This window comes from Microbacterium sp. 4NA327F11, assembly GCF_005503465.1.
GTDB classification, from domain to species: Bacteria; Actinomycetota; Actinomycetes; order Actinomycetales; family Microbacteriaceae; genus Microbacterium; species Microbacterium ginsengisoli.
Window position 1 is genome coordinate 33,113 of record NZ_SCOB01000018.1, and the last position, 17,291, is coordinate 50,403.

Consider the following 17,291-nt stretch of genomic DNA (forward strand, 5'->3'; position numbering starts at 1 on the left):
GCCCACCCACCGGTTCTACAGTGGGCACATGGCGACGACCGTGGTGATGGTGCACGGCATCCGCACGTCCGCGACCATGTGGCGCGCACAGGTGGCCCATCTCGAGCAGCGCGGGGTGTCGGCGGTGGCTCTCGACCTGCCGGGACACGGCACCCGACGCGGGGAGCCGTTCACGCTCGACGAGGCCTTCCGCACCATCGACGACGCGGTGCGGTCGGCTGCGGACACCGGTCCCGTGCTCCTGGTCGGGCACTCGCTCGGCGGACTCCTCACGACCCAGTACGCAGGCGCCGTGGTCGCTCCCCCGATTGCGGCGTACATCGGTGCCTCGTGCACGGCGCTGCCGCGCGGCATCCCTCTCGTCGCCTACCGCGCCGCGGTCGGCACCTTCAACAGCCTTCCTGGTCACGGCGAATGGCTGGGAGAGCGTGTGCTCGATCGCACCCTCCCGTCGGAGACGCGGTGGGACTTCGGGGCGGGCGGGTACGCGTTCGAGTCGCAGGACACGGCGCTGCGCGCCCTCGGAGCCCTCGACCTCATGGCGGCGGTGTCGCGCATCCGGGTGCCGACGTGGTTCGTGAACGGCCAGTGGGATCAGCTGCGGGTGAGCGAGAAGCTCTTCCAGACGCTCCTCCCCGACGCCGAGCTGATCGTCGTTCCCCACACCACGCACCTCGTGACGGCGATGGCACCGCGCGTGTTCAACGCGGTGCTGGATCTCGCGCTGGCCACGATCGACAGCACTGCCGTCGACGAGACGGATGCCGCAGCCTGACGTTTCGTGCGGAGCCCGCTCGTTTGGTAGACTCGGCTTTTGGCTTGCGTGTGGGGAATCCCAGACCCCCGCGATTCGCCGCACAGCGCCCCTCTCTCGCTGCACGGCACCACCACGACAACACCGAAACGAAAGTCTGACCACACGTGGCAAACATCAAGTCGCAGATCAAGCGCAACAAGACCAACGAGAAGGCGCACGAGCGCAACAAGGCCGTCAAGAGCGAGCTGAAGACCGCGGTGCGTCGCACCCGAGAGGCCATCGTCGCCGGCGACAAGGCCGCCGCCGAGAAGGCTCTGGGCACCGCGACCAAGAAGCTCGACAAGGCCGTGAGCAAGGGCGTCATCCACCAGAACCAGGCCGCGAACCGCAAGTCGGCGATCGCGAAGCAGGTTTCCGCTCTCTGAGCGACCATCGAGAAGGCCCGCACCGCTTCGACGGGGCGGGCCTTCTCGCTTTCGTGCGCGGGGTCGCGTGGTGTGCGCGGCGTCGCGTGCACACCGTGTGGGCGGCATGCGTGCCTGGCGCGCGAGCGTGACGAACCGCGGCGTTCAGTCGCCGTAGGGGCGCCGCGTCGCCACGATCGTGAGAAGACGCTCGACAGCGAACGTCGCGTCGCGGCTGGCGCCCTTGACCTCGGCGTCTGCGCGGGCGGCGGCTTGAATCGCTCCCCCGAGCGCCTCTGACGACCAGCCGTTGAGGTCGCGACGCGCGCGGTCGACCTGCCAGTCCTTCATGCCGAGTCGCGCGGCCAGGGCGGGCGCGGATTCCCGCGAGCCCACCACGCGTGCCATGGTGCGCAGCTTCGAGGCGAGCGCGGCGACGAGGGGCACGGGGTCGGCGCCCGAGGCGAGCGCCTGACGCAGCGCGAGCAGCGCCTCACCGTGCCGCCCGGCGATCGCCGTGTCGGCGACGGTGAACGCGGACGTCTCGACCCGCCCGCCGTAGTAGCGCTCGACGATGCGGTCGTCGATCGTGCCGTCGACGTCGGCGAGAAGCTGCTGGCAGGCGGCGCCGAGTTCGGTGAGGTCGTCGGCGAACGCGGCGACGAGAGCGCGCAGCGCCGTGGGCTCGATGCGGCGGTTCGCGGCACGGAACTCGCCCGCCGCGAAGTCGACGCGGTCTGCGTCGCGGGTGATGGCGGGACAGGCGATCTCGACGCCTCCGCCCTCGCCCGCCCTGATGGCGTCGAGCAGCTTCTTGCCGCGCACGCTCGCGCCGGAGTGACGCAGCACCACGGTGGCGCCCTCCTGGGGGGCGGCGAGGTACGCGAGCGCGTCGGCGAGGAAGGCGTCGCTGCATTTCTCGACCGAGGTCACGCGGATGAGGCGCGGTTCGCCGAACAACGAGGGGGCCGCGTATGCGGGGAGCGATCCCGCCGTGTAGTCGGCGGCGTCGATGTCGCTGACCTCGAGCGCCTCGTCTTCGGCGCGCAGATAGCTGCGGATACCGCTGGTCGCCCGCTGCGCGCAGACCTCTTCGGGGCCGGAGACGAGCACGATCGGCGCGGGCTGCGGTGTGCGCCAGGAGAGCTGCGGGATGGCGCTCGCGCGAGCGGGTCTACGGGGAGCGGCCATGTCGAAAGCCTACCGAGGGCCGTCGACGTCGCGGGCTCCGGCGTGCCAGACGACGAGGCGCCCGTCGACCTCGCTGACGGCGGCCGTGCCGTCGGTGTCGGTGCGGACGACCGTCGTTCCGGCGGCGGCGAGCACCGCGAGTGCAGTGTCGCGCGGGTGGCCGTAGCTGTTCCCGGCACCGACCGAGACGAGCCCGATGAGGGCACCGATGCGACGGTAGAGACCGGGGTCCTGGTCGCCGGAACCGTGGTGTGACACCTTCACCACCTGCAGCCCTGACGACATTCCACCGGAACGCAGGAGCGCCCGCTGCGCCGTCGCGCCGAGGTCGCCGAGGAAGATCGCGGGTGGGACCGCACCCCCGCCCATCTCGACGACCACGCTCCCGTCGTTTCCTTCGGCGAACTCCCCCGCCGTCGCCGTAGGCCACAGCACGCGCCAGCGCGCATCGCCGAGCATTCCGCTCATCCCCGCGTGGGCGACGACGGTGCGGGCGGCGCCGAGCGCGCGGACGATGTCCGTCTCGCGACGTTCGGTCGTCGGACCGTGCATCACGGTGTCGACACGTCCGTTCAATGCGTGTGCGGCACCCACGTGATCGCGGTCGAAGTGGGTGAGCACGAGCAGGTCGATGCGGTCGATCCCGGCGCGGTCGAGGCATCCGCTCAACAGCTCGGGATCGTCTCCGGTGTCGATCAGCGCCACCTCGCTCGCGGAGCGCACCAACACCGCGTCGCCCTGGCCGATGTCGCACATGGTGATGCTCCAGTCGGGTGGCATCGCGCTTCGTGAGACCACGGGGAGCAGCACCGTCGCGGCGATCGTGGCGCCCGCCGTCACCGAGACGACGAGAACGGATGCCGCGCGCGTGACGGTGCGCAGTCGCCGGCGTGGGAGCGGCGCGAGCAGTCCGAGCGTGGCGGCGCCCACGAGGGCGAGCACGACGATGCCGAGGGGGCCGCCCGGCCACGGCGCGGTCGCAAACGGCAATGCGGCGAACAGGCGGGCGGTCTCGGCGATCCACGCGGCCGGCAGCCACGCCACGGCGACGAGTCCCTGCTGCAGCACCGGGAGGGGCGCGGCGAGCGTGGCGACGAGCCCGACGATCGTCGCGACGGGCGCGGCCGGGGCGGCGATGAGGTTGGCGACGACGCCGTAGATCGGCACCGTCGGGGTGAGTACGACGATGAGAGGTGCGCACACGAGCTGGGCGGACAGCGGCACCGCGATGCCGAGCGCGAGCGCGCGGGGCATCACGCGGCCGAGCCCGGCGGCGAGGGGCCGCGCCAGCACGAGCAGCGCCGCCGTCGCCGCGGCGGACAGAGCGAAGCCGATCGAAGTGGCGAGCCACGGGTCGAGCACGAGCAGCACGGTGAGCGCGAGCGACCAGACGCCGATGCCGGTGGCGGTGCGTCCTGTCAGCACGGCGAACATGGCGATCGCCGACATCGCCCCGGCCCGGACCACGCTGGGTTCGGGCGTCGTGAGCGTGATGAACCCGACCAGCAGGGTGAGGCCGACGGCGACACGCATACGTCTCCGCGCGCCGAGCGCGGCGGCTGTGGCGAAGCCGAGCGCGACGACGATCGCACAGTTCGCCCCGCTCACGGCGGTGAGGTGCGTGAGGGAGGCGGTCTTCATCTGCGCGTCGAGCGTGTCGTCGACGAGTGCGGTGTCCCCGATCGCGAGTCCGGGGATGAGTCCCGCGGCCGGGCCGGGCAGGCCGACGGTGGCGTGGGCGAGCGCGCGGCGCAGCGCGGCCACGCCCGCCAGCACGCCGTCGGCTGGCCGCTCGATTGTGGGCGGCGCGTCCGCCGTGAGCACGGCGACGGCGCGATCGCCGGCGTCGGCCGCGAACGCCGATGCCTCGACGCGCACGACCGCGCCCACGTCGGTGCCTGCCCCGACACCGCCTCGCGCGAGCACGACGACGGGAACGTCGCGTCCGGGGCGTGGACCCGTGCGGGTCTCGACGGACACCACCTGCGCGTCGAACGCAAACCCCTGCGCGCGCGGTTCGACCTTGCCGACGACACGCACCGACACCGACTCGGCACGGGAGTCGATCAGGGCGTCACGTACCTGCTCGCGCGCGGGTATCGAGAACACGACAGCGGATGCCGCGGCCCCCGCACCGCACGCTGCGATCACCGCGACGACGAGCACAGCCCGCGCACGACCGCTGGCTCGGCGCGCACAGCACAGCGTGACGATGGCTCCGAGAGCAACGGCTGCACCGATCGCCGCAACGATCGACGCGCCGCCGAACAGCGCGATGCCCGCGGCCGCCCAGGTGAAACCGGCGACCGGAAGGAGGCGATAGGCACCCAACTCACACCGTGACCTTGTCGCGCAGCTCGTCGAGCGTCTTCTCGCCGATTCCCGACACGCTCAGCAGGTCATCGACGCTGCCGAATCGGCCGTGCTCTTCGCGCCAGGCGAGAATCCGCGCCGCAGTCGCAGGCCCCACCCCCGGAAGCGTGTCGAGCGCCGCGGCATCCGCCGTGTTCAGGTTCACGAGCCCGTCGCCGGCCGCCGGCGCTGTGCCGCCCTGCGGAGATGTGCCGACGACCGGCACGACGAGTTGCTCGCCGTCCGACACGGTGCGAGCGAGGTTCACCGCCGCCCGGTCGGCATCGGCGGTGAACCCGCCCGCCGCCGCGATCGCGTCGGCGAGGCGCGCGCCGCTCTCGAGCCGATACATCCCGGGCGTCGCCACGGCCCCCGCGACATGCACGTAGACCTGTCCGAACGGCGCGGCAGAGGGCGAGGCGGATGCCGCGGCATCCACCACCTCTGTCGACCCGCCGGATCGCACCATGCCGATGACGACGGTCACCCCGAGGGCGAGGAGCACGACGACCACGGCCGCCCCGACGCTCACCCGCACACCCGGGCGCACAGTGGGGAGGTCATCGGAGCCGCGCACACCCCGACGCTAGGCGCGCCGGTCTCGCGGCCCGGGCGCCACCGCGGTGCCGGGTGGACGACCGGTGCCCCGGCGTCGCTGTGGAGGGCTCAGCGCGTGCTGAGGCTGACGACCTTCGGGGCGCGCACGATCGCGCGCACGATCTGCCTGTCGCCGAGGGCGCGCACGACCCGCTCGTCGGCACGGGCGAGCTTCTCGAGCTCCTCCGCACCGATGCGCGCCGGCACCTCGAGGGTCGCCCGCACCTTGCCGTCGATCTGCACGACAGCCGTCACGGCTTCCTCGATGAGCAGCGTCGGGTCGGCCTGGCGCCATCCCGCGAGCCCCACGAAGGGCTCGTAGCCGAGCTGCTCCCACATCTCCTCCGCAGTGTGCGGGGCGAACAGGTCGAGCACGAGCGCCACCGCCTCGATCGCCTCGCGAACCGCGGCGTCGCCCGCTCCGGCTCCCCCGTCGATCGTCTTGCGGATCGCGTTGACGAGCTCCATGAGGCGCGCGACCACGACGTTGAACTTGGTCTGCTCGACGAGGGTCGGCACATCGGACCACAGCTTGTGGGTGACGCGGCGGAGCGCGGCATCCCCTTCGGCCCAGACCACCTCGGGGTCGCTCGTGACCTCACCGGCGATGCGCAGCGCCCGCGCGAGGAACTTCGCCGCCCCGACCGTCGAGACGTCCTTCCAGTCCTTGTCGTCCTCCACCGGGCCGGCGAAGGCGAGGGCCACGCGCAGCGCGTCGGCGCCGTGCGCGTCGAGCTCGTCCTGGAAGAGCACGAGGTTGCCCTTGCTCTTGGACATCTTCGACCCGTCGAGGATGACCATGCCCTGGTTGATCAGGCTCGAGAACGGCTCGGTGAAGTCGACGAGACCCATGTCATAGAGCGCCTTCGTGACGAAGCGCGCGTAGAGCAGGTGCAGGATGGCGTGCTCGACTCCGCCGATGTAGAAGTCGACCGGCGCCCAGGCACGCGCCGCAGCCGGGTCGAACGCCTGCGTGGCGTCGCCGGGCGAGAGGAAGCGCAGGAAGTACCAGGAGCTGTCGACGAACGTGTCCATCGTGTCGGGGTCGCGCAGCGCCCGCTCCCCCGTCTCGGGGTCGACGCTCTCGACCCACGACGTTGCGGCGCCGAGGGGCGACGAGCCCTTCGGCTTCAGGTCGAGGCCTTCGGAGGCGGGCAGCGTCACCGGCAGCTGGTCGCCGGGCACCGGCACGATGCGACCGTCGTCGGTGTGCAGCATCGGGATGGGCGTGCCCCAGTAGCGCTGACGGGAGATCAGCCAGTCGCGCAGGCGATACGTGCGGGACGCGCGGCCGGTGCCGGCCGCCTCGAGCAGCTCGATCGCGCGCGTGATGGCGTTGCGCTTGCTGAGTCCGTCGAGGGGTCCCGAGTTGACCATGCGGCCCTCGCCCGTGAGCGCGATGCCCGTGGTGGCGGGGTCGAGATCGGCTAGGGATGCCTCGTCGGCGCCGAGGTCGAGCGGGGTGCCCGCGGCATCCGTCTCGATCACCGGGATCGCCCCGGTGACGGGCGCCGTCGTGTCGACCACGATCCGCACGGGGAGGTCGAACGCGCGCGCGAAGTCGAGGTCGCGCTGGTCGTGCGCGGGAACGGCCATGACCGCGCCGTGGCCGTAGTCGGCCAGCACGTAGTCGGCCGCCCAGATCGGCAGACGCTCGCCGTTGATCGGGTTGATCGCAAAGCGGTCGAGGGACACGCCGGTCTTCGGCCGATCGGTGTTCTGACGGTCGACCTCGCTCGTCATTCGGACGCTCGCCAGGTAGTCCTGGAAGCGCAGCCGCACCTCGGCGGACGAGCCGGCCGCCAGCTCCGCCGCGAGGTCGGAATCGGGGGCGATCACCATGAAGGTTGCGCCGTGCAGCGTGTCGGGGCGGGTCGAGAAGACCGTCACCTTCTCGGCGCGGCCCTCGATCTCGAAGTCGATGTCGGCGCCGACCGAGCGTCCGATCCAGTTGCGCTGCATCTGGATGACCTTCTGCGGCCAGAAGCCCTCGAGCTGGTTCAGGTCGTCGAGCAGGCGGTCGGCGTAGTCGGTGATGCGGAAGAACCACTGCGTGAGCTTCTTCTTCTCGACCAGCGCGCCGCTGCGCTCGCTCGTGCCGTCCGCCAGCACCTGCTCGTTGGCGAGCACCGTCTGATCGACCGGGTCCCAGTTGACCAGCGCATCCTTGCGGTAGGCGAGGCCCTTCTCGTAGAGGCGCTGGAACAGCCACTGGTTCCACTGGTAGTAGTCGGGGTCGCTCGTGTGCAGCACACGCGACCAGTCGAACGAGACGCCATAGGCCTTGAGGCTCGTGCGCTGCTGCGCGATGTTGTCGTACGTCCACGTCACGGGGTTCGCGCCGCGCTTGATGGCGGCGTTCTCGGCCGGCAGTCCGAAGGAGTCCCAGCCGATCGGGTGCAGCACGTTGTACCCGCGGTGCCGCCAGTAGCGGGCGACGATGTCGCTGTAGAGGTAGTTTTCGGCGTGGCCCATGTGCAGATCGCCCGACGGGTACGGGAACATCGCGAGCACGTACTTGCGGGGGCGGGTATCGGCGGCGTCGCCGGCGCGGAACGGGTCCGCGGTCGCCCACCGTTCCTGCCACTTCGCCTGGATGGCGTGCACGTCGTCCGACGGAGACGGTGCGGCTGAGGTGGTGGGGGCGTTCGTCGACACAGAGATACCTATCCGATGGATGCTGCGGGGCGCGCCGAAGCGCAACCTTCAGGCTACCGGACCGCGCTCGGCCCAGTCCGGTGGCAGCGTCGCGCCGATCGCGGCGAGCGGCGCGCGCGCCTTGAGCGCGACCTCGGCGACCTCGTCCGCGGCGGTCGAGCCCCAGGTGATGCCCCCGCCGGCGCCGACCGTCACCCGGTCGCGCTCGATGAGGAGGCTTCGGATGGTCATGCCGAGGGTGGCCGTGCCGGATGCCGCCACCCACCCTGCGCACCCGGCGTAGGCGCCCCGCGGCTCGACCTCCAGCCGCCCGAGGATCTCGATCGCCGCGAGCTTCGGCGCCCCGCTCATCGAGCCTGCCGGCAGCGTGGCCCGCAGTACCTCGTCGAGCGTGGTCCCGGGGTGGAGTCGCCCCGCGACGGTCGAGACGAGCTGGTGCACGGTGGGTGTGGACTCGAGGTGCAGCAGGCTCTCGACGGTGACGGTCGCGGGGTCGCAGATGCGGGCGAGGTCGTTGCGCATGAGGTCGACGATCATCACGTTCTCGGCCCGCTCCTTCGGGCTCTCGCGCAGCTCGGCGACGAGAGCGGCATCCTCCACGTCATCGTCGGCGCGGCGCCGCGTGCCCTTGATGGGACTGGTGCGCACGACTCCTCCCCCGATCTCCAGGAACGTCTCGGGGCTGCCGCCGGCGAGGGCCACACCTCCGACGCGCACGAACAGCCCGCGTCGCGCGCCCGTGAGCCGGCGCAGGCGCAGGTACGCGTCGACCGGGTCGACGGCGGCATCGACGTTCATCGAGGTCGTCAGGCAGAGCTGATACGCGTCGCCACGGCGGATGTGCTCCCGGCATCGTTCGACGAGCGTGGCGTAGAGGTCGGGGCTGTCGCGCGAGTGTGCCGGCCCGAGCGGCGGGGCGACGGGAGGGTGGGCGTTCGCGAGGGGCACCCGCAGGCGATCGGCGGCCGGTCCCGAGAGCGATACGGAACCGGTGCGGCGGTCGATGCGCGCGACCGTCTCGACGCGCAGCCACCCGTCGGGCAGGCCGCCGGCGGGCACGTCGGCCCCCGCTCGCCGTGCAGCGTCGTCGTACCCCCACCAGCCGACCCAGTCGGGGGATGCCTCGCCGGCGGAGCGCCCGCCGACCACGACCGACCGGGGTTCCTCCGGCGAGACCGGCGACCCGATGCCGACCCAGTCGACGCCGTCCGGTCCGGTGCCGGCGTCGATCCAGAACAGGTGCGGCTCGTGTCGCAGCGCAGCGAACAGGCGCGCGGCCGTCGGAGCCGCGGCATCCGGTTGCGACACGACGCCCATCCACTCAGGTTAGATGCGGCATCCGCCCCTACGCTCGCATCGTGGATCAGGTTCTGACGTGGCTGCTCGACGCCGTGCAGTCGGTGGATCCGCTCGTGCGCGTGCTCATCGTGGGCTTCGCGATGATGTGCGAGACCAGCATCCTCATCGGCCTCATCGTTCCCGGCGACACCGTCGTGATCGTCGCCGCGACCGCCGTCACCACCCCGCTGCAGGGCGTCGCGATCGCGACCGCCGCCGTCGTGGGGGCGCTCATCGGCGAGTCGATCGGGTATGCGCTCGGCAAGTTCCTGGGGCCGAAGATCCGGATGTCGCGCCTCGGCCGTCGCATCGGCGAGCACAACTGGCTGCGGGCGGAGAACTATCTGCAGCGCCGCGGCGGCATCGCCATCTTCCTGTCGCGGTTCTTGCCGGTGCTGCACTCGCTCGTGCCGCTCACCGTCGGCATGTCGGGGTATTCGTATCGGCGCTTCCTGGCATGGACGACGCCGGCGTGCATCATCTGGGCGGCGCTCTACGTGACAGTCTCCGCCCTCGCGTCGGGCACGTACCGCGATCTCTCCGGCGAGATCCATTTCGCGGGCTACGTGTTCGTCGGCATCATCGTCGTGTTCGTCGTGCTCGTCTATGTCGTCAAGAAGGTCATCGAACGGGCCGAGCGCAAGCACCTCGCGACCGACGGGGAGCCCACGGGCGCGGCATCCGACGTGACAGACTGAACGGGTGCCCTCCCGCTCGACCGATTCCCCCCGGCCCGCGAAGGTGCTCTGGCTCGCCCGACTGGAGCGTCGATTCCACGCCTGGCGCGAGCGCCGCGCCCGCCGCCGCGGCCTGACGCCTGTCGTCGCCGCGTTCCCGGGCTACGGGGGCGCGGACTGGGTACGTGTGCTCGGCCGCGTCATGATCGTGCCGCCGGCATCTCGTGCGTCGCGGGCGTCGTACACCGGCGTGCGGGGGTGGCGCAGCTTCGCTGCGGTGCCCATCGCCCATGCCCGGGTCGAGGTCCTCATCGACGGGGCGGCGCATGAGGTGACCGCCGACGCAGGCGGCGTGGTCGACGTCGTGGTTCCGGCCCGGCTCGAACCCGGGTGGCAGGAGTTCTCCGTCTCGGTCGAAGGCGGCGAGCCGATCACGATGCGCACCTTCATCGTCGGGGCGGAGGTCACCTTCGGCGTGGTCTCGGACGTCGACGACACGGTGATGGTCACCGCGCTCCCCCGCCCGCTGCTCGCCGCATGGAACTCGTTCGTCGTGAACGAGCACGCCCGCCAACCCGTGCCGGGCATGGCGGTGCTGCTCGAACGACTTGCGACCCAGCACCCCGGCGCTCCGGTCATCTACCTCTCGACGGGCGCGTGGAACGTCGCCCCCACTCTTCGCCGGTTCCTGCGGCGTCATCTGTTCCCCGCAGGCGCCATGCTGCTCACCGACTGGGGACCCACCCACGACCGGCTGTTCCGCAGCGGTCGACTCCACAAGCAGGAGAACCTCGAACGGCTCGCCCGCGAGTTCCCACACGTGCGCTGGCTGCTCGTCGGCGACGACGGACAGCACGATGACGCGCTCTACACGGCGTTCACGATCGCACATCCCGACAACGTCGCCGGTGTCGCCATCCGACGCCTCACACCGGCGGAAGCCGTGCTCGCGGGCGGTCGGACGGCGGTCGACGACCACTCCGCGGCATCCGTGCCGTGGGTCACCGGAGACGACGGCGCAGCGCTCATGAAGAAGCTCGCCGGCGTCGGACTCGTGTCGGGACGCTGACGTCGTACCCCGGGCCTAGGCTCAGGGCCATGTGCGGAAGATTCGTGGTCGCGAACGTCGGATCCGAGCTCGTCGGCGTGCTGCGGGCCGACACGATCGCGGACGATCTGCCCCAGACCTCGTACAACGTCGCACCGACGATGAGGGCGGCGATCGTGCTCGACTCGGCGAAGACCGATCCCCCGACCCGCCGCGTCGAAGCTGCGCGGTGGGGTCTCGTTCCCGCGTGGGCCAAGGACCCGTCCATCGGCACGCGCGCCTTCAACGCCCGCAGCGAAGAGGTCGAGGACAAGCCGATGTTCCGAGCGGCGCTGGTGAAGCGTCGGGCCATCGTGCCGGCGACGGGGTACTTCGAGTGGCAGCAGACGCCCGATGGCAAGGTGCCCCACTACATCCATCCCGCCGATGACGCCCCTCTGTTCTTCGCTGGACTCTACGAGTGGTGGAAGGACCCGTCGAAGGCCGACGACGATCCCTCGCTGTGGCTGCTGAGCTTCACGATCCTCACCCGGTCGGCGGTCGGCCGGCTCGGCTCCATCCACGAGCGGATGCCCCTGTTCGTCGATGCGGACTTCGCCGACGCCTGGCTCGACACCGACCTCGACAACATCGGAGACGTGCTCGACGCCGCCATCGATGCGGCGCCCGACGTGGCCGAGTCGCTTGCCGACTGGCCGGTTGCGTCGCAGGTCGGCAACGTGCGCAACGACTCGCCCGCGAACATCCTGCCGGTCGGTCCCTGACGTATCCTCGTGCGGTGACCCTTCAGACGGATGCCGCACCACTGGCCCCGCCCGTCTGGCATGCGCTCGAGTCGACTCATGCCACCCGTGCCGACGCTCTGACGTCCGCGCATCGCGCGCGCAAGGCGCGCGGCGAGAAGCATCCCGTCGAGGACTTCCTCTTCACCTACTACGGCTACAAGCCTGCGGTGCTGCGCCGCTGGCACCCCGGCATCGGCGTCGCACTCGCGGATCCCGACGGCGTTCGCGCGCAGTGGCGTCATTACCGCACGGACGACGGGGTCAGCGCTGTGCACGCCGCTGCTCTCGCCAAGTCCCACGGTGACCTGATCGCACGAGTCGGTGATCTGCTCACGGCCGTGCACTCCCGTCGCGGCATGTACGGTTGCTTCGGCCTCCACGAGTGGGCGATGGTCTACCGAGCGCCCGAGACGCGTCATGAGGTACCGCTGCGGCTGGGGTCCGCCGGCACCGACGCCGTGGTGGAGGCATCCGTTCTGCAGTGCTCGCACGTCGACGCGGTGCGCTTCTTCACACCCGCGGCACTGCCCCGTAACGCACACCGGCCGACGCGGGAGATGCAGCGCGATTTCGACCAGCCGGGGTGCCTGCACGTCAACATGGATCTCTACAAGTGGGCGATCAAGCTCGGTCCGCTCGTGCCGGGTGAGGTGCTGCTCGATGCGTTCGAGCTCGCCCGCGACATCCGCGAACTCGACATGCGCGCCTCGCCGTACGACCTCGGCGACTGGGGGTACGAGCCCGTGCGCATCGAGACGCCCGACGGCAAGGCGGCGTATGTGAGCGCCCAGCGCGCCTTCACCGCACGGGCGGACGAGATTCGCGGCGCGCTCCTGGCGGTGCACGCGGACTACACCGCGGCGCTCACCCGCTCGGCGTAGGACTCCAGGCGTGCGAACTCGGGGCGAGCTCCGCGCACGCGCACGGCGTCCGCGCCGACGGCGCACGCGAGCGTCAGCGCCACGTGCGCGTCGAGTCCGCCCGCGAGTGCGATCGTCACCGCGGCGCAGAAGGCGTCTCCCGCGCCGACGGTGTCGACGGGTGTGACGCGCTCGGCGGGCACCCGCGCGATCTCGGTTCCGCGCTCCAGCAATGACGCACCGCCGGCGCCGTGCGTCACGACGACGCGCTGCGCGGTGGCCAGAGCGGGCAGTGCCGCGTACTCGCTGTCGTTGACGATCACCAGGTCCGCACGCGCGATCGCGGCTCCGCTCAGTGCGCGGGCGGGAGCAGCGTTGATCGCGAGGTAGCCGGTTGCTTGGGATGCGAGCCGGTCGATCACGGCGAGAGGGATTTCCAGCTGCGTGAGAATCACGGATGCCGCCACCACTGCCTCGTCCGTCACGGTCAGCGTCTCGTTCGCCCCGGCGCACACGACGATCTGGTTCTCACCCGCAGCGTCGACGGCGATCAGCGCCGTGCCGGTCGGCTCGACACTCGTGCCGACGGCGGACACATCCACCCCGGCCTGTCGCAGCGCCTCGCGCATCTCGCGCCCGTCGGCGTCGTCGCCCACCGCACCGATCATCACGGTGGCGGCTCCGAGGCGCGCGGCCGCCGCGGCCTGATTGGCTCCCTTTCCGCCCGGCGATCGACGCAGGCGCCCGCCTCCGACCGTCTCCCCCGCCGCAGGCAGACGTTCCACATCGGCGACGATGTCGATGTTGATGCTGCCGATCACCAGCAACCGCGTCTGGTGTGTGATCCGGGCGACATCTGCGGCGTCTAGCATCGCTCCAGGCTACGCGTGCGCGTGGTCCGAACGGAGAACCATGTCGTCTGCACGTCCCCGCCCGGTCTACTTCGACTGCGATACGGGCGTCGACGACAGCGTGGCGCTCGCGTTGCTGCTGGCATCGCCGGAGATCGCGCTGGTCGGCATCGGCACGGTCAGCGGCAACGTCGATTCGACGCAGGCGGCCCGTAACACGCTCGACCTGCTCGCTCTGGCGGCGCGCGACGACGTGCCGGTCGCCGTGGGCGCCCACGACCATCTCTCCCACGCGCACGATGGCGGCGTCCCTCACATCCACGGGCACAACGGTGTCGGAGACGTCGTGCTGCCGACGTCCCCGATCGAGCCCGACCCGCGCACGGCCGTGCAGCTCCTCCTCGACCTGTCTCACGCGCACGCCGGTGAGCTCGTCGTCGTCACGGTGGGTCCCCTCACCAATCTCGCGCTGGCGCTGCGTGCGGATCCGACGTTGCCCGAACGCATCGCCTCCGTCGTCACGATGGGGGGCGCGGCGCTCGTTCCGGGAAACATCACCGCCGTCGCGGAGGCGAACATCTACAACGATGCCGAGGCCGCGGCCGAGGTGGCCGAGGCATCCTGGCCGCTCACCCTGGTTCCGCTCGACGTGACTCTCGAGCACCGCCTCGATGAGGACGATCGGGCGGCGCTGTTGGCCTCGGGGCTGCCTCTCGCGCGGGCGATCGGCGACATTCTCGACCTGTACTTCGACTTCTACGTCGGCCTCTACGGCACGCGCAGCTGCGCGCTGCACGACCCCCTCGCGGCGGCGATCGCCATCGGCCTCGTGACGCCCACCGTGGCACCCGCCGTTCCTCTGGTGGTCGATGCCGGCGATGGTCCCGGGCGCGGTCAGACGATCGCCGACCTGCGGGCGCCGCGTACGGGCTACATCGACCACCCGGGTGTGACGACGCGCATCGTGCTCGACACCGACCGTGCGCTGGCGCCGGTGCTCATCGAGCGTCTGACGACGCCGCGGGCCTGAACGCCCGCGCGAAGATGGCCCGACCGCGGGTCGCGAGTGCCGCGCGTTCGTCCTCGTCGGAGCGGGCCAGCACCGTCGCGATCATCCCGACGGCCAGCAGCACGTCGTCGACGTCGACATGCGATGCGAGTGCGCCCGTCTCGCGCTCCGTGCGCACCAGGCGTCCGACGATCGCGGCGAACCGCGCGCCGAGGCGCTCGACGTCGGGATCGTGCCGGTCCGCCTCGACGAGGTCGATCATCGCGGTCGAGACGACGGCCTGAGCGCAGACCACGTCGAACAGGGCGGTGAGTCCGGTGCCGGATGCCGCGACGAACTGCTCCACCTCATCGAGGTTCTCGTCGAACACGGCAGCCGCGAGCGCCGTGCGGGTCGGGAAGTGCCGATAGAGGCTGCCTTGGCCGACCCCTGCCCGGCGGGCCACGGCCGACAGCGGCGCGGAGAGTCCCTGCTCCCCGAAGACCTCGCGCGCGGCAGCCAGAAGTGCCGCGCGATTCGCCGGGCCGGCCGCGCGTCCCCGATTGGGACGAGCAGCATCTTTCGCGGAGGACGACATGGGCATAACCTAATACCGGACACAGTTGTCCGGTAGAAAGGGGACCCCATGTCCGGCTCGATGCTCACCGCAAACTCCTCCATCGCCGACTGGCTCGCCGACCCGGCGGGCAACGCGATCCTCACCGAGATGCTCGCTCAGAACGGGCAGACTCCCGACGTGTTCAAGCCCGTCCGTCGGCTCGCCATCAAGCGCCTGGTGCCGCTCAGCCGCGGAATGTTCACGCAGGAGATGCTGGATGACCTCGTGCGGCGCGCAGCATCGGGAGAAGTGCCCGCGGGCGCACTCGCGTCGATCGACACCGACGCGCCGCCTGCGGCATCCGTCCCCGCTGTCGAACCATGGACCGAACGGATCGACGCAGGCCGCTTCGCCGGCAAGACGGTGATCGTCACCGGTGCAGGCTCGGGCATCGGACGTGCCACCGCCTCGCGGATCGCGCGCGAGGGCGGCCACGTGATCGCCGTCGACGTGAGCGCCCCGCGTCTCGAGGAGTTCGCCGGAGAACATGCGGATGCCGCAGTCACGACCATCGTCGCCGACATCACCGACGATGCGGGCGTCGACGCGATCATCGCCGCCGCGGGCGACACGGTCGACGGCCTCGCCAACATCGCCGGCATCATGGACGACATGACGCCCGTGGGCGAGCTCACCGACGCGGTGTGGAACCGTGTCATGGCGATCAACGTCACGGGCACGATGAAGCTGATGCGTGCCGTGATCCCCGGCATGGTGGCGCGCGGATCCGGAGCGATCGTGAACACCGCCTCCGAGGCCGCGCTCCGCGGCTCGGCCGCAGGCGCCGCCTACACCGCCTCGAAGCATGCGGTGGTGGGGCTCACGAAGTCGAGCGCGTTCATGTACGGGCCGAGCGGCCTGCGTGTCAACGCCGTCGCACCGGGCGCCACGATCACGAACATCGAGGCCTCGTTCGCCTCGCCTCTGGGCGCCGAACGTGTGCAGTCCGCGATGGTGCTCATCCCGGGCGCCGTGGAGGCCGAGGCGCTCGCGGCATCCATCACCTTCCTGCTGAGCGACGACGGCGTGAACGTCAACGGCGTCGTTCTCGCGAGCGACGGCGGCTGGTCGGCCGCCTGATCCACGGAACGACGAAGGGCTCCCGATGGTCGGGAGCCCTTCGCGTGTGGTGGACCCGCTGAGTGCTTACTTAACTAATTCGGAAGACCCGCTGTCCCCCGATCATCTCGCGAGTCTGCTGGCCCGCGCCACCTCGGGTGACGCCCGCGAACAGCAGTTCGTGCGCGTTCACAAGCTCTCGGCTCGGCTGGGTGAAGCGAAGTGCGACGAACTCTGCCGCCGCTACGAAGCTGGTGAGACTGCCCAAGCGCTCGCCGCGGCGAACGGAGTCTCGAAGCCAGCCGTTCTGACGCTGCTCCGCACCCGCAACGTCACAGTGCGTGGCAAGAAGCTGACCCGCGAGCAGATCGCGAAGGCCGTGGTGCAGTACGAGGCAGGCAAGTCGATTTCAGAGGTCGCACGCGCACTCGAGTTCACCCCTACTGCCATCTGGCGAGCGCTAAAAGTTGAGGACGTGCACATGCGGCCGAAAGGATTTCAGCCGAAGCAGGGCCCAGTGGGTCTGCAGTGACCGCTCGTCGCGCGCTCGTCCTTCTATTGTGTGCGCTTTGGCGTGGGGCGTCACCCGGCGCGGTGCTCAACACTTGCAAAATGGTCGGGCCTGCTTCATAACTAGGGGTGCCATGTCTGACTCAGCCGAACAGAACGCAACCGACCCCAACGACGATCGCCGTCGGATTGTTCGCGATCAACTCAAGCGGTGGCACCCGTTTCTCTCTGTGATGTATGACGACGTACTTCGCGACTTGCAGAGCCTAGAGCTGGGCGGTGAGTCCCGGTTGCTGGTCATGCACATCTCGCACAACATGCGGGAGATCGTCAACGGCATCGGCGAGGCGAGGGGTTTGTCGCTCGGAAAGCAGGTGGAGCCGTCGACGTCGACACTTATCCGCGAGCTCGCCTCCATGGCAGACGTATTCACCTTTGATGTCACGGGCGAAGCGCGCGCTGTTCCCGTACCGCGCGAGCTAGCTGTACTTCCCCGGGAGGTTGTGAACGGGTGAGGTAGGCGAAGACCTCCGGGCAGGATGTGGGTTACCACACTCGCATCCTGACCACGGAGGTCTTCGTGTCTCACGCTAACGC

The 17,291-nt window shown here is 70.5% G+C and carries 17 protein-coding genes; 10 read left to right on the plus strand and 7 right to left on the minus strand.

The features are described 5' to 3' along the window. Positions 1-28: 28 nt before the first annotated feature. Both FFS51_RS11560 and rpsT read left to right on the plus strand, forming a co-directional pair. Positions 29-775, plus strand: a complete 747-nt coding sequence (locus FFS51_RS11560) for an alpha/beta fold hydrolase (RefSeq protein ID WP_137878418.1) — start codon at positions 29-31, stop codon at positions 773-775. A gap of 146 nt (positions 776-921) precedes the next feature. Then, a complete protein-coding gene (gene rpsT, locus FFS51_RS11565; RefSeq protein WP_045246847.1) occupies positions 922-1,182 on the plus strand; it encodes a 30S ribosomal protein S20 in 261 nt (86 codons plus the stop codon). Between the two features lie 144 nt (positions 1,183-1,326). On the opposite strand, the gene holA is transcribed toward rpsT, so the two are convergent. From holA to FFS51_RS11590, 5 genes are all read right to left on the minus strand, one after another. Next, positions 1,327-2,352 carry a DNA polymerase III subunit delta gene (gene holA / locus FFS51_RS11570; protein WP_137878419.1) on the minus strand — a complete coding sequence of 342 codons (1,026 nt, stop codon included), beginning with the start codon at positions 2,350-2,352 and terminating at the stop codon, positions 1,327-1,329. A gap of 9 nt (positions 2,353-2,361) precedes the next feature. Continuing rightward, complete coding sequence (locus tag FFS51_RS11575; protein ID WP_137878420.1) at positions 2,362-4,683, minus strand: ComEC/Rec2 family competence protein; 2,322 nt, start codon at positions 4,681-4,683, stop codon at positions 2,362-2,364. Between the two features lies 1 nt (position 4,684). Beyond that, positions 4,685-5,281, minus strand: a complete 597-nt coding sequence (locus FFS51_RS11580; protein WP_249352715.1) for a ComEA family DNA-binding protein — start codon at positions 5,279-5,281, stop codon at positions 4,685-4,687. Positions 5,282-5,370: 89 nt separating this feature from the next. After that, positions 5,371-7,965 carry a leucine--tRNA ligase gene (gene leuS, locus FFS51_RS11585; RefSeq protein WP_431463231.1) on the minus strand — a complete coding sequence of 865 codons (2,595 nt, stop codon included), beginning with the start codon at positions 7,963-7,965 and terminating at the stop codon, positions 5,371-5,373. 42 nt (positions 7,966-8,007) lie between these two features. Beyond that, positions 8,008-9,276, minus strand: a complete 1,269-nt coding sequence (locus tag FFS51_RS11590; RefSeq protein ID WP_137878422.1) for an anthranilate synthase component I family protein — start codon at positions 9,274-9,276, stop codon at positions 8,008-8,010. Between the two features lie 41 nt (positions 9,277-9,317). On the opposite strand from FFS51_RS11590, the gene FFS51_RS11595 reads away from it, so the two are divergent. The 4 genes from FFS51_RS11595 to FFS51_RS11610 are packed head-to-tail and all read left to right on the plus strand — an operon-like array spanning position 9,318 to position 12,688. Then, entirely contained in the window at positions 9,318-9,995 is a 678-nt protein-coding gene (locus tag FFS51_RS11595) for a DedA family protein (protein ID WP_137878423.1), read from the plus strand. 4 nt (positions 9,996-9,999) lie between these two features. Then, complete coding sequence (locus tag FFS51_RS11600) at positions 10,000-11,043, plus strand: App1 family protein phosphatidate phosphatase (protein WP_045246842.1); 1,044 nt, start codon at positions 10,000-10,002, stop codon at positions 11,041-11,043. Positions 11,044-11,072: 29 nt separating this feature from the next. Next, positions 11,073-11,786: an SOS response-associated peptidase gene (locus FFS51_RS11605; protein WP_137878424.1), complete on the plus strand. Its 714-nt coding sequence runs from the start codon at positions 11,073-11,075 to the stop codon at positions 11,784-11,786. A 14-nt stretch (positions 11,787-11,800) separates the two neighbouring features. Next, positions 11,801-12,688: a 3-methyladenine DNA glycosylase gene (locus FFS51_RS11610; protein WP_249352716.1), complete on the plus strand. Its 888-nt coding sequence runs from the start codon at positions 11,801-11,803 to the stop codon at positions 12,686-12,688. Here the strand turns inward: FFS51_RS11610 and FFS51_RS11615 are convergent. Then, a complete protein-coding gene (locus FFS51_RS11615) occupies positions 12,658-13,539 on the minus strand; it encodes a ribokinase (RefSeq protein ID WP_137878425.1) in 882 nt (293 codons plus the stop codon). The two genes, FFS51_RS11610 and FFS51_RS11615, sit on opposite strands and share 31 nt — an antisense overlap. Before the next feature lie 40 nt (positions 13,540-13,579). Here FFS51_RS11615 and FFS51_RS11620 point away from each other — a divergent pair, with 40 nt between their 5' ends. Continuing rightward, positions 13,580-14,548: a nucleoside hydrolase gene (locus tag FFS51_RS11620; RefSeq protein ID WP_137878426.1), complete on the plus strand. Its 969-nt coding sequence runs from the start codon at positions 13,580-13,582 to the stop codon at positions 14,546-14,548. Here the strand turns inward: FFS51_RS11620 and FFS51_RS11625 are convergent. After that, positions 14,517-15,104, minus strand: coding sequence for a TetR family transcriptional regulator (locus FFS51_RS11625; protein ID WP_137878427.1), 588 nt, complete (start codon positions 15,102-15,104; stop codon positions 14,517-14,519). The genes FFS51_RS11620 and FFS51_RS11625 overlap by 32 nt on opposite strands. 48 nt (positions 15,105-15,152) lie before the next feature. Here FFS51_RS11625 and FFS51_RS11630 point away from each other — a divergent pair, with 48 nt between their 5' ends. The 3 genes from FFS51_RS11630 (at position 15,153) to FFS51_RS11640 (ending at position 17,209) form a co-directional block, all read left to right on the plus strand. After that, the gene (locus FFS51_RS11630) at positions 15,153-16,205 is read left to right on the plus strand and encodes an SDR family NAD(P)-dependent oxidoreductase (RefSeq protein ID WP_137878428.1); all 1,053 of its coding nucleotides are present in this window, start codon (positions 15,153-15,155) and stop codon (positions 16,203-16,205) included. A 46-nt stretch (positions 16,206-16,251) separates the two neighbouring features. Continuing rightward, on the plus strand, positions 16,252-16,716 hold the full coding sequence (locus FFS51_RS11635; protein ID WP_137878429.1) for a helix-turn-helix domain-containing protein: 465 nt from the start codon (positions 16,252-16,254) through the stop codon (positions 16,714-16,716). Between the two features lie 112 nt (positions 16,717-16,828). Then, positions 16,829-17,209: a hypothetical protein gene (locus tag FFS51_RS11640; RefSeq protein WP_137878430.1), complete on the plus strand. Its 381-nt coding sequence runs from the start codon at positions 16,829-16,831 to the stop codon at positions 17,207-17,209. The last annotated feature ends 82 nt before the right edge of the window (positions 17,210-17,291 follow it).

Bases quoted from the DNA above. Each gene is read 5' to 3' on its own strand.
- FFS51_RS11625 (WP_137878427.1), bottom strand. From the start codon at position 15,104: ATGTCGTCCTCCGCGAAAGATGCTGCTCGTCCCAATCGGGGACGCGCG.
- FFS51_RS11620 (WP_137878426.1), top strand. From the start codon at position 13,580: ATGTCGTCTGCACGTCCCCGCCCGGTCTACTTCGACTGCGATACGGGC.
- FFS51_RS11605 (WP_137878424.1), top strand. From the start codon at position 11,073: ATGTGCGGAAGATTCGTGGTCGCGAACGTCGGATCCGAGCTCGTCGGC.
- holA (WP_137878419.1), bottom strand. From the start codon at position 2,352: ATGGCCGCTCCCCGTAGACCCGCTCGCGCGAGCGCCATCCCGCAGCTC.
- FFS51_RS11615 (WP_137878425.1), bottom strand. From the start codon at position 13,539: ATGCTAGACGCCGCAGATGTCGCCCGGATCACACACCAGACGCGGTTG.
- FFS51_RS11640 (WP_137878430.1), top strand. From the start codon at position 16,829: ATGTCTGACTCAGCCGAACAGAACGCAACCGACCCCAACGACGATCGC.
- FFS51_RS11560 (WP_137878418.1), top strand. From the start codon at position 29: ATGGCGACGACCGTGGTGATGGTGCACGGCATCCGCACGTCCGCGACC.
- FFS51_RS11590 (WP_137878422.1), bottom strand. From the start codon at position 9,276: ATGGGCGTCGTGTCGCAACCGGATGCCGCGGCTCCGACGGCCGCGCGC.
- FFS51_RS11630 (WP_137878428.1), top strand. From the start codon at position 15,153: ATGTCCGGCTCGATGCTCACCGCAAACTCCTCCATCGCCGACTGGCTC.